The following is a 15,227-nucleotide window of genomic DNA, read 5'->3' as shown; positions in this document are numbered from 1 at the left end:
TTCCGCCCCATGCCGCGTTAGTTTTATCCAGCGTCGGGTTCTCGTCAGGTAGACGGCAGGCCCCAACAAGCAACCAGACAAAACGCGGCCGATAGCCGCGTTTGTTGTTTCTTCCCCCAGGAAATTTTCGATGGTACAGATCACATTGCCCGATGGTTCGCAGCGTCAGTTCCCGGCACCGGTCACGGTGGCCGAGGTTGCGCAGTCCATCGGCACCGGGCTGGCCAAGGCCGCGCTGGGCGGCCGTGTCACGCTGCCTGGCAATGAAGCCAAACTGGTCGACACGAGTTTTCGCATCGATCAGGATGCCCAACTGGCCATCGTGACGGCCAAGGATCCCGACGGCCTGGATTTGATCCGTCACTCGACAGCGCACTTGCTGGCCTATGCGGTCAAGTCCTTGTTCCCCGATGCGCAGGTCACGATCGGTCCGGTCATCGAGAACGGTTTTTATTACGACTTTTCCTACAAGCGTCCCTTTACGCCCGAGGATCTGGCGGCTATCGAGAAAAAGATGACCGAACTCGCCCGCAAGGACGAGATCGTGACGCGCGAGGAATGGACGCGCGACGACGCGGTGGCTTTTTTCAAGAGCATCGGCGAGGCCTATAAGGCCGAGATCATCGCCTCGATCCCGTCCAACGAGACGCTCAGCCTCTACCGCGAGGGCGAATTCATCGATCTGTGCCGCGGGCCTCACGTCCCGTCCACGGGCAAGCTGAAAGTCTTCAAGCTCATGAAGGTCGCTGGCGCCTATTGGCGCGGCGATAGCAACAACGAGATGCTTCAGCGCATCTACGGCACTGCCTGGGCGACGAAAGACGAGCAAGACGCGTATCTGCATATGCTCGAAGAAGCCGAGCGCCGCGACCATCGCAAGATCGGCCGCGAGCTGGATCTGTTCCATTTCCAGGACGAGGCGCCGGGCCTGATTTTCTGGCACCCCAAGGGCTGGTCACTGTGGCAGCAGGTCGAGCAATACATGCGCAAGGTCTATCAGGACAACGGCTACCAAGAAGTCAAGGCCCCGCAGATTCTCGACATTTCGCTCTGGAAAAAGACCGGCCATTGGGACAACTATCGTGAAAACATGTTCACGACCGAGTCCGAAAACCGCGTGTATGGCCTCAAGCCCATGAACTGTCCGGGCCACGTGCAGATCTTCAACGCCGGCCTGCATTCCTATCGCGAACTGCCTTTGCGCTACGGCGAGTTTGGCCAATGCCATCGCAATGAGCCTTCGGGCTCGTTGCACGGCATGATGCGCGTGCGTGGCTTTACGCAGGATGACGGCCATATTTTCTGTACCGAAGACCAATTGCAGGACGAATGTGCCGATTTCACGGCGCTCTTGCAAAAGGTGTACCGCGATTTCGGTTTTACCGAGGTGCTGTACAAGGTCGCGACGCGTCCCGAAAAACGCATCGGCACTGACGAAGTCTGGGACAAGGCGGAAACGGCGCTCATGGAGAGCCTGCGCCGCACGGGTTGCGAGTTCGAGGTTTCCCCCGGGGAAGGCGCATTCTATGGTCCCAAGATCGAATACACGCTGAAAGACGCGATCGGCCGTCATTGGCAGTGCGGCACGATTCAGGTCGACTTTTCCATGCCCGTCCGCTTGGGCGCTGAATATGTCGACCAGCAGGATCAGCGTCGTCCGCCGGTGATGCTGCACCGGGCGATCCTCGGTTCACTCGAGCGTTTTATCGGCATGTTGATCGAAAACCATGCCGGTGCGATGCCGCCCTGGCTGGCGCCCGTGCAGGCCGTGGTGTGTTGTATTTCCGAGCCGTCGGCCGAATATGCGGCGGAAATCACGCAAAACCTTAAAAAACAAGGCTTTAGGGTACAGTCCGATTTGCGTGGTGAAAAAATCACCCGTAAAATCCGCGAGCACAGCCTGCAAAAGGTGCCATATATCCTTGTCGTGGGCGACAAGGAAAAGCAGAATGGCACTGTAGCGGTGCGTGGTTTGGGCGGGCTGGACCTCGGCGTCATCACGCTGGAGGCCTTCTCTGACCGCCTGACCCTGGACGTCGCCGCTCGCCGGGACGTCGTCAATACCGATAGCAGTGCTGCTTAAATCTTTTAGGAGTTGTCAACATCGCCACTGAAAAAGCCAATCGCATCAACGGTGAGATCCGTGTCCCCGAGGTGCGCCTGATAGGTCTGGACGGAGAACAGCTGGGCATCGTAAAGCTCGCCGACGCGTTCCGTCTTTCCGAACAAGCCGACGTGGATCTGGTCGAAATCGCGCCCAACGCGGATCCTCCAGTCTGCCGTCTGATGGACTACGGTAAGTTCAAGTACCAGGAACAAAAGCGCCAAGCCGAAGCTCGCGCCAAACAAAAGGTCATCCAGGTCAAGGAAGTCAAATTCCGTCCGGCGACCGACGAAGGCGACTACCAGGTCAAGCTGCGCAACTTGCGCCGCTTCCTGGAAGAAGGCGACAAGGCCAAGGTCACGCTGCGGTTCCGCGGCCGCGAAATGGCTCACCAGGAGCTCGGCATGCGCGTTCTCGAACGTGTCCGCGACGATCTGACCGAGTTGGCCCAGGTCGAAGCCATGCCCAAGCTCGAGGGCCGTCAAATGGTCATGGTGCTTGCTCCTCGCAAGAAAAGCACGCCCGGCAAGGCTGACGCCGCCTGAGGATGCTTTGGGGCATGGCGAGTCGTGCGTGGCGCGACTCGCCATGTTGCCAAAAAGGTCACCATGCCGCCCGGCGCGGGCGGGTCATTTACGCTACGATGGCGGTATGACGCGTGGGGTTGTGTTCCACGCGCGACCGGGATATCTTTATGCATGTCTTATTCGTTATTGACCCCTTGCCGCGCCTGAAGGCCTACAAGGATAGTTCGGTTGCCATGATGCGCGCGCTGGTCGCGCGCGGCCATACGCTGAGCGTGGCATTACAGGGCGATCTGTTCATCGACGCGGGCGTTGTGCTGGCGCGCAGTACCGCGATCGAGCTGGTCGAAGGCGCCGATCTGCACGGCCATGATTGGTGGCGTGACAGCGGCGAGGCTCGTGACGTGCCGCTGTCGCAGTTCGGCGCTGTGCTGATGCGCAAGGACCCTCCATTCGACATGGAGTACGTCTATTCGACGCACATGCTCGAGTATGCCCAGGCCCAGGGCGCCAAGGTCTTTAACGACGCGGCAGCGATCCGCAATCATCCAGAAAAATTGGCGATTACCGAATTCGCCGATCTGGCAGCGCCCACGCTGGTGACGCGCGACATGGAGCGGATCAAGGCTTTTCATGCCAAGCATCAGGACGTCATCGTCAAGCCGCTGGATGGCATGGGCGGCACGGGTATATTCCGCCTGCAGGCCATTGAGCCCAATTTGAACGCCATCCTGGAAACACTCACCGACAATGGCGAGCGCACCATCATGGCGCAGCGCTACATTCCCGAGATCGTCCAAGGGGACAAGCGCATTTTGCTGATCGGTGGTGAGGCGGTGCCGTATTCGCTGGCGCGCATTCCTTTGGCGGGCGAAACGCGCGGCAATCTGGCCGCCGGCGGCCGAGGCGTGGCACAGCCGCTGTCGGCCCGCGACGCAGAGATCGCCGCACAGGTGGCTCCCAAGCTAGCCGCACGTGGCCTGCTCTTGGTGGGGTTGGACGTCATCGGCGATTATGTGACCGAGGTCAACGTCACCAGTCCGACCTGTTTCGTCGAGATCGCCGAGCAAACCGGTTTTGATGTGGCCGACATGTTTGCGGCGGCCCTCGAACGCGCGGTGGCATAGAGGCTCGGTCATGACGGGTATAGTCATTGTCGTGCACGCGCCATTGGGCGAGGCGATGCGTGAATTCGCCGTCCACGTGCTGGGCGAGGCGGGCAACCGCATGTCGGTGCATGATATCCAGCCCGAGGATATGCCCGATGAACAGGTGCCCTCCCTATTGCGCGACATCCGGGCTGCCGACGAGGGGCAGGGGGTGTTGGTGCTGACCGATTTGATTGGCGCCACCCCAGCCAATATCGCAAAGCGTGCCGTGGCAGAGGCCCAGGCGTTGGGCACGCAATGCTGTGTGGTGGCGGGATTGAATACTTCGATGTTGTTGCGGGCCTTGACCTCGCGTGATCAAGGCTTGGCGCAGGCGCGAGCCAAGGCATTGGCCGGCGGCGTGCAAGGCTGTTTACAGGTAGACTGACTCTATGCCTATTTCTGACATCACCATCTCCAACAAGCTGGGCCTGCACGCACGAGCTGCTGCCAAATTGACGCAATTGGCCAGCAAGTTCGGCAGTGAAATCTTCATCTCCCGTGGTGCTCAGCGTGTCAACGCCAAAAGCATCATGGGCGTCATGATGCTGGCTGCTGGCAAGGGGATTACCGTACGTCTAGAGGCCTCAGGAGGCGATGCCGACCAGGCGCTTTCTGAAATTCAGAACTTGTTCGACAGCAAATTCGGTGAGCACGAATAACACCAGCCTGGAATGTCCCATGACGGCGCCTCCTGCTGCCGAGATCAGTGCCGTGGTCGCGTTGCAGGGCAAGGGTGTGGCGCGGGGATACGCGATAGGGCGTGCAGTAGTGATGGGCGCCGCCTCGCTTGAGGTCGCTCACTATCGTATTGCTCCGGAAGACGTCGCCTCAGAAAGCGAACGCCTGACGCAAGCGCTGACCGTCGCGCTGGCAGATCTGCAGAAAATGGCCGATAGCCTGCCGGCGGATGCGCCGCGCGAACTGGGCGCCATGTTGAACGTGCACTGCCTGTTGTTGGCCGATCCGTTGTTGGCCGAGCAGACCCGTGCACTGATCAGCGAGCGCCATTACAACGCCGAATGGGCGTTGGCCGCGCAAGGTCAGATTCTGGGCGAGCAATTCGAGGCCATGGAGGACGAGTATCTGCGCGAGCGTGGCGCCGATGTGCGTCAGGTGATCGAGCGGGTGCTGCAAGTCTTGTCGGGCAATCCTGTGATCCTGCCTGACGCAGGGGCTCTGGATGGCGACGATCCTTTGATCGTCGTGGCGCACGACATTTCTCCGGCTGATATGCTGCGTTTGCGGGGCGGCCGTTTTGCGGCGTTTGTGACGGACCTGGGTGGGCCGACATCGCATACCGCGATCGTGGCGCGCAGCATGGGTGTGCCGGCAGTCGTTGCATTGGGTCATGTGCGCGAGCTGGTGCGCGATGGTGACACGGTGGTGGTGGACGGCGCCACGGGCGCGGTGTTGGTCAATCCTTCGCCACGCATGCTGCAGGAATACCGCGACCGTCAAGTGGCTTACGCTGCCGAGCGCGCCGCGTTGGCGCTGTTGCGCGATGAACCCTCCGTCACGCTGGACGGTATCGAAATTGTGCTTCATGCCAATATCGAATTACCCGATGAGGCCGAGGCTGCCTTGGCGGCCGGCGCCCATGGCATCGGCCTGTTCCGCAGCGAATTTCTGTTCATGGGACGCCAGACGCTGCCCAACGAAGAAGAACAGTACCGGGCTTATTCCTCTGTCGTGCAGACCATGGCGGGGCGGCCGGTGACGATCCGCACGCTGGACATTGGCGCCGACAAAACCCTGGATGACGAAGCTACTGTCGCGATGAATCCTGCGCTCGGGCTACGGGCGATTCGCTACTGCCTGGCGCATCCGGATATGTTTGCGACGCAACTGCGCGCCATTTTGCGGGCGTCGGCGCATGGTCATGTCCGGCTGCTGCTGCCCATGGTGGCGCATATGCACGAGGTCCGGGCAGCGTTCGCCGCGATCGAGGCGGCCAAACGGGAACTGGACGCACGCGGCCAGTCCTACGCCGAACGGATCGAGGTCGGCGCCATGGTCGAGGTCCCTGCCACCGCGATTGCGATTGAGCCCTTTGCGGAGGCCCTGGATTTCCTGTCCATCGGCACCAACGACTTGATTCAGTACACCCTGGCCGTTGACCGGGGGGATCATGACGTGGCGAGTCTGTATGACCCCCTCCATCCTGCCGTATTGCGGCTGGTCGCTAATACGATCAACGTCGGTGCCCGTATGGGCAAGCCTGTGGCCGTGTGCGGCGAAATGGCCGGAGACGCCCGTCTGACGCGCCTCTTGCTGGGACTCGGCCTGACCGAGTTTTCCATGCATTCCCAGCAAATACTGGACGTCAAGCGCGAGATTCTGCGTGCCCATACCAATGACCTCCGGGTCAAGGTCGCGACGCCGTTGAATCGCGCGTTGCGCGTCGATCTGGATCGTCTGGAATAACGAAGCGGCCTGTTTTGCTGCGCCGCAAAAAATCGTAATTCACCGTGCTGTTGCTCGTTTGCCATAGTGCAATACAGTTTATGTTGTGCTGCAACAAAACCCGGCGTAAGATGACTCTTGTGGTTCCCTTTCATTCTTCTCAAGGAGTAGGTCATGGAAGTTTCCACAAGCAGGGCTACGCCGCCGGGCAAACCGGCCGGTGGGGCACCAGGCGGTTGGCGTGGTTTTCGAGATGGCGTGACCCATTTCCTGGAAGCCATCGGAGAAATACTGCACGGTATGGATGAGGCCCGCCAGGCGCATCCGATCATCTCCTCTTGCCGCGTTATACGCCGCTGATCTGGCTTATCTGCCAGCCAGACAAAATGCCAGCGCCAGCGCTGGCATTTTGCTTTTGAGCGGCCTGAGACCAGTTACGGCCGCTGGCAACCCCGATTTCCGCCCAGCCTTCAATGCGTCTTAATTAACTATTTAACGGGGCGTGTCGGCGCGACGACCAGGTTCCGGCAAAATAATGGTTTGTTTTGGATATCATCCGTGGCACGGATGCGCATCCATTCATTATTTTTCACTACTCTGCCGGACTCCCTCATGCCTAACCCTTTATTGCGCCTGGCTGCGTTGGCCACTACTATTGCGCCTTTGCTGTCTTGGTCCGCTCAAGCCGAAGTCGTCATCGGGGTCGATATCTCGTCGACCGGACCCGCCGCTGCGATTGGTATTCAAACCAATAATGCGGTGCGCCTGTGGCCGGCCACATTGGGGGGAGAGCCCGCACGGTATGTCATTCTGGATGACGGCACTGACGTGAGCCGCGCGGTAAAGAATTTCCGCAAGCTGACTTCCGAAGACAAGGTCGACGCGATTGTCGGCCCCAACATTACGGCATCGGCGCTGGCTGGCCTGGATGTCCTGGCTGAGACCGGCACTCCCATGATTGCCCTGGCTGCCTCGGCGGTCATCGTCGAGCCTGCCGATGATCCCAAGCGTCGCTGGGCCTTCAAGATGCCGCAAAACGACTCGCTGATGGCGTCGGCGCTAGTGGATGATATGCGTACGAAAGGCATCAAGAATGTGGCCTTTATCGGATTTGCCGATTCCTACGGCGATAGCTGGTGGGCCGAATTCAACAAGGCCGCCGGCAACGATATCAAAGTCGTCGCCCAAGAGCGCTTCCAGCGCACTGATGCGTCGGTGATGGGGCAGGTGCTCAAGGCCATGGCGGCAAAGCCCGATGCGATCCTGATCGCTGGTTCGGGGACGCCCGCGGCCTTGCCGCAAAAAACCTTGATCGAGCGCGGCTACAAAGGCCCCATTTATCAGACCCATGGCATCGGCACGCTGGAGTTCCTGCAAGTGGGCGGTAAAGACGTCGAAGGCACGTTGTTCCCCACGGGGCCTGGCGTGGTGGCGCGAGAACTGCCGGACAGCAACCCTGTTAAATCGGTGGCAGTCGCTTTTGCGGACAAGTACGAGGCTCAGCACGGCCCCCACAGCCTGACGCAGTTTGCGGGGGATGCCTATGGGGCATGGATGCTGTTGGATTCCGCGGTGGGCCGCGCCCTGAAAACGGGCGCCAAGCCGGGGACCCCCGAGTTTCGGGCGGTTTTGCGCGATGCGTTGGAAACCACGCGGGATTTGGTGGTGCCCAATGGGGTGCTGAATATTTCCAAGACCGATCACCAGGGCTTTGACGAGCGCGCCCGCGTGATGGGGGTGATTCGCGACGGGCGTTTTTCTTACGCTCAATAGGCGATAGGCAGTGTCCTGCCGCTGACAGGCGGCTTAATGGTTTTTGCCCATTGAACACGGCAGCGAGCAATCGCTGCCGTGTTTTTTGTTTTGCCGAGTTCAAGACGTCAAGCGTGCTCGATTTTTGTCATCATATACTTTGTGTTGAAATGATTAATTGACGTACTATTTCGTGTGAATTAGTTCTGTCTATAAATATTTTGAAAGGGAGCCTCGCATGACACACATTCTGAAGACGACCAAATGGGCTGTATTGGCGCTCAGTCTGGGATTGATGGCGGCATGCTCCGATTCGGACTCCGATGACTCTGCCGCGAAACCCTCCGCCGCCAATAATCCCCCAGCGGCACAAAGCACGCTGGAGGCCGCCAAAGCCGCGGGCACCATACGCATCGGCTACGCGAACGAAGCGCCTTATGCATATATGGACAGCAATTCCAATCGCATTACTGGCGAAGCGGTGGAGATCGCGCGCGTTGTCCTCAAGCGCATGGGCATCAACGAGGTCGAGGGCGTGTTGACCGAATTCGGCTCGTTGATCCCTGGGTTGCAGGCCAAGCGTTTCGACATCATTGCCGCGGGCATGTACGTCACCCCAGAGCGTTGCCAGCAGGCGGCTTTTTCGAATCCCACCTATGGCGTGGGTGAATCGTTCCTGGTGCAAAAAGGGAATCCCAAAGCGCTGCACAGCTATGAAGACATCGCCAAAAAAGACGATACGAAATTGGGTGTAGTGGTGGGGGCTATCGAAAGCGAGTACGCCCGCAAGATGGATATTCCGCTTGATCGCGTTGTGGTGTTTCCGGATGTGGTGAGTGCGTTGTCCGGTGTGCAGGCCGGCCGAGCCGACGCCTACGCGGCGACTGCGATGACGGTGAACGACCTGATGAATAAGTCGGCGACTGGCGACCTGGAAAAGGCCGAGCCATTCACGGACCCTGTCATCGACGGCAAGAGCGTGCGGGGCTACGGGGCTTTTGCGTTCCGCAAAGACGATCAGGCGTTTGTGGATGCCTTTAACGCCGAGCTGGCCAAGTTCATCGGTACCGAAGAGCACGCCAAGACCGTTGAGCCGTTCGGTTTCACCAAAGCGGAACTGCCCGGCGACGTGACGGCAGCCAAGCTCTGCGCTGGTGAACCGGCCGCTGGTAAATAAGGCGTGGCTTTTTCAATGGAAGGGTTCGCCACGCTATTGCCGCCGCTGCTCGACGGCTTATGGATGACGTTGCGTATCACGGCAGGGGCGGCGTTGCTGGCCGTCCCGTTGGCGCTTGCAGCTGGCCTGGCGCGGTTGTCTACGCATCGTATCGTCAGCGCCATTGCGCTGGTCTATGTCGAGATATTCCGGGGGACTTCTGCCTTGGTGCAGTTGTTCTGGTTTTATTACGTGCTGCCGTTGTTCGGGTTGAAATTGCCCGCTGTGACGGTGGGCATTGTGGTGCTGGCGGCGAATGCGGGCGCCTATGGCGCCGAGGTGGTTCGTGGGGCGATTTTGGCGGTGGCGCCTGGCCAGCGCGAGGCCGCGGTTGCATTGAATATGACGTCTGCGCAATCCCTGCGCCGTATCGTGCTGCCGCAGGCGTTTCCCGCGATGTTGCCGCCTGCAGGCAATTTGCTGATCGAACTGCTGAAAAATACGGCGCTGGTGTCGTTGATCACCATTACCGATCTCACTTTTCGCGGTCAGATGTTGCGTGCAGAGACGTTGCGCACGACTGAGATATTTCTTTTGCTGCTGCTGTTGTATTTTGCCGTGGCGCTGGTGATCACGGCGGGCATCCGCTTGCTGGAGCAGAGGTTTCGCGTCCGATGACTCCTATTTTCGATTGGGCATTTGCCTGGGAAATTCTGCCGGCCTTGGGCTCGGCATTGATCATCACGATACAAGCGACCGTACTCGGCATGGCCTTGGCCATCGTGCTCGGGCTGGTGCTGGCCATGTTGCGGCGTATGCGTTCGCGCTGGATCTCGGTGCCGGTTGCGGTGTTGATCGAGTTCGTGCGCAGCACACCGTTGCTGGTGCAGATGTATTTTCTGTTTTATGTGTTGCCGCAAAGCGGCCTGCAACTGTCTCCGTTGGTCACAGGCATTCTGGCGCTGGGCTTGCATTACGCGGCCTATTGCGCCGAGGTCTACCGTGCTGGTATCGAGTCGGTGCCGCGTGGGCAGGTCGAGGCGGCGACCGCGTTGAATCTATCGCCGTGGCGCACGGCGGTCGGGGTAGTGCTGCCGCAGGCGATTCCTCCTGTCGTGCCTGCGCTGGGAAATTATCTCGTCGCGATGTTTAAAGACACCCCGCTGTTGTCGGCAATCACAGTGGTCGAGTTGTTGCAGCAAAGCAAGATCATTGGATCAGCGACGTTTCGCTATACCGAGCCGTTGACGCTGGTCGGGGTGCTGTTTTTGCTGTTGAGCCTGATTGCCGCCTGGGGTGTCCGGCGCCTGGAGGCGTGGTTGAAAAAATTCGGAGGATCAAGATGAGCGCGAGCATTCGCCTGAATCAGCTATGCAAACGTTATGGCGAGTTGGAGGTGTTGCGTGGCATCGATCTGGAGATTCCTGCCGGGCAGACCGTGTCGGTCATCGGGCCTTCAGGCTCGGGAAAATCGACTTTGCTGCGATTGTTGATGACGCTGGATCGCCCCACCAGTGGCGAAATTCTGATCGATGATGAGTCGATGTGGAGCGATGCCCAAGGACGTGAGATGGGGCCGAATTCGGCGCATGTGCGGCGGGTGCGTGGCAAGATCGGTATGGTGTTTCAGCACTTCAATCTATTCCCGCACAAGACCGCGCTGGGTAACGTCATGGAGGCGCCTATTCATGTGTCCGGCGTGCCTCGTGACGAGGCTGCGCAACGCGCAAAGGAATACCTGGAACTCGTGGGTCTCGGTGACAAACTCGATGCCTATCCTGCCCAGCTCTCTGGCGGGCAGAAGCAACGCGTGGGAATTGCCCGTGCCCTGGCCATGCATCCGGAAATCATGCTGTTCGACGAAGTCACGTCGGCGCTGGATCCAGAGCTGGTGGGCGGGATTTTGCAGATTTTGCGAGACCTCGCCGCCAAGCGCACCATGACCATGATCATCGTGACGCACCAGATGGGTTTTGCCGAACGCAGCTCGGATCGCACGTTGTTTTTCGATCAGGGCAACATCGTCGAGGACGCAGAATCCAGCGTGCTGTTTTCCAGCCCCAAAGAAGAACGCACGCAGCAATTTCTGCAAACGGTGATTGAGGCGGATTGATCCGGAGCGATTCCGGCCAGTATGACCCGAACGAGCGGGGCGAGACTGCCTGAAACTGCCTTTGCGCGAGGGCGTTGTGGATCGAAGGATGCCGGTGTTCCCAGCATGCGCTGGGACCGGCCGGCATAGCCGGATGTTTTTACGGCACTGATCTAGTGATCAGCGAGTCGCTTCTGCGTAGGCCTGTTGTAGACCCGCATGCAGCGCGTCGGCGAAATCCGGACGGGCCGGGTCCAGCGCCGACATCAAACGAGCGAGGACGACGTTGTCTTCTTCGCCTTGCCAGATCTTGACGTAGGTGCCGGTCTTGTAGCCATTTTCCTGGCGGAACAGGTTCAGCACGTTCTTTGATACGTATTGCGTAAAGGCGTCCTGCCACGTCAATTCGCAGCGCGCCATGGTGTGTTCCAGCGTTTTATAGCTGGCGCGGCCGCAGACGGCCAGGCCGCCGATCAGCTCCAGCAATTGGGGCACATCCAGATCGGGCAGGCGATAGGTGTGGCCGTCCAGCGCAATCGCCTCGGGGGAGGCCAGGTCCGCGACCAGCATGAGCGTGGCATCCGGGGCGGAGCCTGCTGCGGATACGAGAGTGTGCGACAAATAGAAATGCAGGATGTCGATCAACTCCATCTGCACCTGGGGCAGATCGATCGTCTGTTTTTTCCACCATTTCCAGCCGTGGTGTTCGAGGGCTTCGGCGGACTCGACAAAGGCCGCCCGCAGAAAACGTGCGCCTCCGTTCACCCAGTCAGGGTTGATGATGCTGTTGAGGCGGTCTTGCAGGGTCAGCATCGTTGCTGCCTGGGCAGCGGTCAATCCGGCTGGGGTGTGGCTCACGTTCGCTCCGTAAAATCAACTGGCCTGGCGGCCATAGGCCCGAAATGTTAGCACCAACTGTTTGGGCGCCGAACCCCTGTGCCCGATCCGGCTATTTCCCCGGTTTCCGGCCCATGTGGACGGTCGTGAGCGGCGGCAGCTTGACCAGAGGCTTGTTCTGTTTCCGGCGTGCGCCGCGGGCGCCTTTGAACAGCATCCAGGCGCATATCGATAGAAAAACGATCGGCACCATGCTGTCGAGGTCGAGGCTGCGGGTATTGATAGCCGTGATCAGTCTGTGTACGGCGTTCCACAGCGCGATCGCGCCCGCGATGCCCAGGCCTAGCGACAGATGCCGCTGACCGCTGCGCGCCGCCAAAGTGGTCTCTGACTCGTCGTCGTTATCTCTCGTTGCGCCGGGGGACGCATTGCGCGTATAGGCGGTTGACGAGGTATCTGAATCCGGCGAATAGCTCGGCGTCGTCGACTTATTCCGTGGCGCATAGGTATAGACCGATTCCGGCGTGTCGGCTTGTGTCGTCTCGGCAGGCCGTGCGTTCGGCTTGGCATTGCGCTGGCGTGGCAAGACCTGGCCAGGACTGCCGGTCTGCCGATTCAGCGTCTCGATATAGCGTACGAAATCGCCGTTCTTGGGTTCGCCGTAAATGGCCATGGGATTTGTCCGGTGAAAACAGGCGGAAGGATCTGTGCGGTATCTTAACGCTTGTTGCCCCGGGATGGTCTGGGCGAGTCGGCGCGCGGGCGCTGCGTTTTTTAGAACAATATCCTGAAAATATGGATTCGATTACTCAAGCAGTATTGGGCGCGGGCATTCAGGGCGCATTACTGGGCCGCAGTCAGGGCCGCAAGGCTTTGCTGTACGGCGCTTTGCTGGGCACGTTGCCGGATATGGACGTGTTGGTGCGTTATGCCGATCCGGTGTCGCAAATGACGTTTCACCGAGGGTTTTCTCATTCGGTGTTTGTCCTGACGGCCTTGGCCTTGGTGTTGGCGTGGCTGATACGTAAAAAGTGGCCCGATGCGCCCTATAGTGGCGGGCGCTTGTTGCTCACGCTCTGGCTGGTGCTGGTGACACATCCCGTGCTGGATGCATTCACCGTGTATGGCACTCAGCTGTTTTGGCCGTTGGCGCGTATTCCCGAAAGCTGGTCGGCGGTGTTCATCATTGACCCGGTATATACGGTGCCATTGGTCGTGACGGTGCTGGCGGCAGCAGTCGTCGGATGCACGCCGCGAGCCCGGACGGCGCTGGCTGCTGCATTGGTGTTCAGTACGGCCTATCTCGGTATATCGCTGGCGGGGCGTTGGCATGCCGAGACTCGGGTCGAACAAGCGTTGCGGGAGCAGGGGGTGCAGCCGACGGCGGTGTTGGCAACGCCGATGCCTTTTAATACGCTGTTGTGGCGTGTCATCGCCAAGGACGGTGCGAACAACTACTACGAGGCCGTCAGTGGCTGGTTCGATCGCGATCGCCCCGAGATGGTGCGCTTGCCGCTGCATGTGTCACAGGCAGGTGTCCTGGACGGCGTGCCCCTGCATGAGCGCTTGCGTTGGTTCACGAATGACTGGCTGCGCTACGACGAGCTCGGAGATCGATTGGTCGTGACGGATCTGCGCATGGGAATGGCAGGCTATTACACCTTTCGTTTTGTCATGGCCGAGCGAGCCGCCGATGGTGTTTGGCACCCCGTCACGCCGTACATCTGGCCGAGTGAGCGTGGCGGATGGGCCCAAATGAAAATCGTGCTGGCCCGTATCGTCGATAGCGCGACGCCGCTGCCATTGGCGCAATGGGCCGAGCGTGCGATCCAGCCTGCCTTGGCGCAGTAACGTGTCGTCCACACTGGCGTGCGGCGCCTTGTTCTTTCCAGCCGAGCGAGCATCTGACCGCTCGGCGGTTGGCACGTCGCGTGCTGTGTGAGACGCTCTTATCGCCGGGCCGCAGGCAGCCGCGCGGCGATTTCCGCGATGAGCCGGCGCGCGGCGTCCAGCTTGGATCCCGCCGGCATGGGGTGAGACCCGTGGGCGTCAAAAAGCACCAGTTCTGTCGTGTCGGCGTCCATGACTTTGTGCGCGAGATTGCCGACCAGCAGGGGAATGCCTTTACGTACTCGCTTGGCCTCGGCGTGTTCCGCGAGCTTTTCTGTTTCGGCGGCAAATCCCACGCACCAGGGACCCTTGGGTAGCTTGGCCACCTCGGCCAGAATATCGGGATTGGGCTCGAACTCCATGACCGGCGCGCCGCCGCCTTCGCTGGTTTTCTTCAGCTTTTGATCGCTGACATTTTTGACCCGCCAATCCGCTACTGCGGCGACGGCGATAAAGACGTCGGCGTCGTGCACATTGGCCATGACGGCATCATGCATTTGGCGCGCGGTGTTGACCGACAGAGCCGTCACGCCCCGCGGCAAGGGCAGGGCGGTCGCCCCTGTCACCAGGGTGACGCGCGCACCGGCTTCGCGCGCCGCGCGGGCCAAGGCATAACCCGTCTTGCCGGACGAACGGTTGCTCAATACACGTACGGGATCGACGGGCTCCGATGTCGGCCCGGCGGTCAACAGGATATGGCGTCCTGCCAGGACTTTAGGCTGGAAAAAGGCCACCAGGTCGGTCAAGAGCTCGTTGGCCTCGAGCATGCGGCCGTCTCCGGTCTCGCCGCAGGCCTGTTCGCCCGATGCCGGGCCCAGCACACTGACGCCGTCGGCGCGCAACTGGGCCACATTGCGCTGCGTCGCTGGATTTGCCCACATCTCGCGATTCATGGCGGGCGCCACCAGTAGCGGACAGGCACGCGCCAGACACAGTGTCGAGAGCAGATCGTCGGCCAGGCCGTGCACCAGCTTGGCCATGAAATCGGCGCTGGCGGGGGCGATCAAGACCGCATCCGCACCGCGCGTCAGTTCGATGTGCGCCATGTTGTTGCCAATGCGGGCATCCCACGCATCCACAAACACCGGACGCCCCGACAGCGCCTGCATGGTGACAGGCGTGATGAAGTGCGTGGCTGCTTCGGTCATGACGACGTCGACGACGGCGCCTTGTTCGGTCAGGCGCCGCACCAATTCGGCGATCTTGTAGCAAGCAATACCGCCGGTCAGGCCGAGGACGATGCGTTTGCGGGCGAGGTCGAGCATGGGGATATATGAAAATTCCGAATTTCGCCATTATGCGGCAAAAAACCTCCGGC

Annotated in this window: 16 protein-coding genes; 13 read left to right on the top strand and 3 right to left on the bottom strand. The window is 60.1% G+C overall.

Annotated elements, in window-relative coordinates:
* Positions 1 to 130 precede the first annotated feature (130 nt).
* The 12 genes from thrS to ehuA all read left to right on the top strand — a co-directional run bounded on the left by thrS (position 131) and on the right by ehuA (position 11,203).
* Positions 131 to 2,083, top strand: a complete 1,953-nt coding sequence (gene thrS / locus ACYVIT_RS17185; RefSeq protein ID WP_415805978.1) for a threonine--tRNA ligase — start codon at positions 131 to 133, stop codon at positions 2,081 to 2,083.
* Positions 2,084 to 2,103: 20 nt separating this feature from the next.
* On the top strand, positions 2,104 to 2,649 hold the full coding sequence (infC, locus tag ACYVIT_RS17180; RefSeq protein WP_415806036.1) for a translation initiation factor IF-3: 546 nt from the start codon (positions 2,104 to 2,106) through the stop codon (positions 2,647 to 2,649).
* A 149-nt stretch (positions 2,650 to 2,798) separates the two neighbouring features.
* Complete coding sequence (gshB, locus tag ACYVIT_RS17175; protein ID WP_415805977.1) at positions 2,799 to 3,755, top strand: glutathione synthase; 957 nt, start codon at positions 2,799 to 2,801, stop codon at positions 3,753 to 3,755.
* A gap of 10 nt (positions 3,756 to 3,765) precedes the next feature.
* The gene (locus ACYVIT_RS17170; RefSeq protein WP_415805976.1) at positions 3,766 to 4,164 is read left to right on the top strand and encodes a PTS sugar transporter subunit IIA; all 399 of its coding nucleotides are present in this window, start codon (positions 3,766 to 3,768) and stop codon (positions 4,162 to 4,164) included.
* 4 nt (positions 4,165 to 4,168) lie between these two features.
* Positions 4,169 to 4,438 carry an HPr family phosphocarrier protein gene (locus ACYVIT_RS17165; protein ID WP_094821983.1) on the top strand — a complete coding sequence of 90 codons (270 nt, stop codon included), beginning with the start codon at positions 4,169 to 4,171 and terminating at the stop codon, positions 4,436 to 4,438.
* Between the two features lie 19 nt (positions 4,439 to 4,457).
* Positions 4,458 to 6,203: a phosphoenolpyruvate--protein phosphotransferase gene (gene ptsP / locus ACYVIT_RS17160; RefSeq protein WP_415805975.1), complete on the top strand. Its 1,746-nt coding sequence runs from the start codon at positions 4,458 to 4,460 to the stop codon at positions 6,201 to 6,203.
* 153 nt (positions 6,204 to 6,356) lie between these two features.
* Complete coding sequence (locus tag ACYVIT_RS17155; RefSeq protein WP_141217691.1) at positions 6,357 to 6,542, top strand: hypothetical protein; 186 nt, start codon at positions 6,357 to 6,359, stop codon at positions 6,540 to 6,542.
* 252 nt (positions 6,543 to 6,794) lie between these two features.
* Positions 6,795 to 7,955 carry an ABC transporter substrate-binding protein gene (locus ACYVIT_RS17150; RefSeq protein ID WP_415805974.1) on the top strand — a complete coding sequence of 387 codons (1,161 nt, stop codon included), beginning with the start codon at positions 6,795 to 6,797 and terminating at the stop codon, positions 7,953 to 7,955.
* A 217-nt stretch (positions 7,956 to 8,172) separates the two neighbouring features.
* On the top strand, positions 8,173 to 9,111 hold the full coding sequence (gene ehuB, locus ACYVIT_RS17145) for an ectoine/hydroxyectoine ABC transporter substrate-binding protein EhuB (protein WP_415805973.1): 939 nt from the start codon (positions 8,173 to 8,175) through the stop codon (positions 9,109 to 9,111).
* Between the two features lie 15 nt (positions 9,112 to 9,126).
* Complete coding sequence (gene ehuC / locus ACYVIT_RS17140) at positions 9,127 to 9,768, top strand: ectoine/hydroxyectoine ABC transporter permease subunit EhuC (RefSeq protein WP_415805972.1); 642 nt, start codon at positions 9,127 to 9,129, stop codon at positions 9,766 to 9,768.
* The gene (gene ehuD / locus ACYVIT_RS17135; protein ID WP_415805971.1) at positions 9,765 to 10,436 is read left to right on the top strand and encodes an ectoine/hydroxyectoine ABC transporter permease subunit EhuD; all 672 of its coding nucleotides are present in this window, start codon (positions 9,765 to 9,767) and stop codon (positions 10,434 to 10,436) included. The genes ehuC and ehuD overlap by 4 nt, the downstream gene beginning before the upstream one ends.
* Entirely contained in the window at positions 10,433 to 11,203 is a 771-nt protein-coding gene (ehuA, locus tag ACYVIT_RS17130; protein ID WP_415805970.1) for an ectoine/hydroxyectoine ABC transporter ATP-binding protein EhuA, read from the top strand. The genes ehuD and ehuA overlap by 4 nt, the downstream gene beginning before the upstream one ends.
* Before the next feature lie 159 nt (positions 11,204 to 11,362).
* On the opposite strand, the gene ACYVIT_RS17125 is transcribed toward ehuA, so the two are convergent.
* Both ACYVIT_RS17125 and ACYVIT_RS17120 read right to left on the bottom strand, forming a co-directional pair.
* Positions 11,363 to 11,995 (bottom strand): dUTP diphosphatase, encoded by a 633-nt coding sequence (locus ACYVIT_RS17125; RefSeq protein WP_415806035.1) that lies wholly within the window; start codon positions 11,993 to 11,995, stop codon positions 11,363 to 11,365.
* Between the two features lie 136 nt (positions 11,996 to 12,131).
* Positions 12,132 to 12,692: a hypothetical protein gene (locus ACYVIT_RS17120; protein ID WP_415805969.1), complete on the bottom strand. Its 561-nt coding sequence runs from the start codon at positions 12,690 to 12,692 to the stop codon at positions 12,132 to 12,134.
* Positions 12,693 to 12,814: 122 nt separating this feature from the next.
* On the opposite strand from ACYVIT_RS17120, the gene ACYVIT_RS17115 reads away from it, so the two are divergent.
* The gene (locus ACYVIT_RS17115) at positions 12,815 to 13,870 is read left to right on the top strand and encodes a metal-dependent hydrolase (protein ID WP_415805968.1); all 1,056 of its coding nucleotides are present in this window, start codon (positions 12,815 to 12,817) and stop codon (positions 13,868 to 13,870) included.
* 98 nt (positions 13,871 to 13,968) lie between these two features.
* Here ACYVIT_RS17115 and coaBC read toward each other — a convergent pair whose 3' ends face one another.
* Complete coding sequence (gene coaBC / locus ACYVIT_RS17110) at positions 13,969 to 15,174, bottom strand: bifunctional phosphopantothenoylcysteine decarboxylase/phosphopantothenate--cysteine ligase CoaBC (RefSeq protein ID WP_415805967.1); 1,206 nt, start codon at positions 15,172 to 15,174, stop codon at positions 13,969 to 13,971.
* Between the last annotated feature and the right edge of the window lie 53 nt (positions 15,175 to 15,227).

The organism is Bordetella muralis, assembly GCF_054781015.1.
The sequence above is the reverse complement of the archived record's forward strand: the minus strand, read 5'-3'. Positions and strand labels throughout refer to the sequence as shown.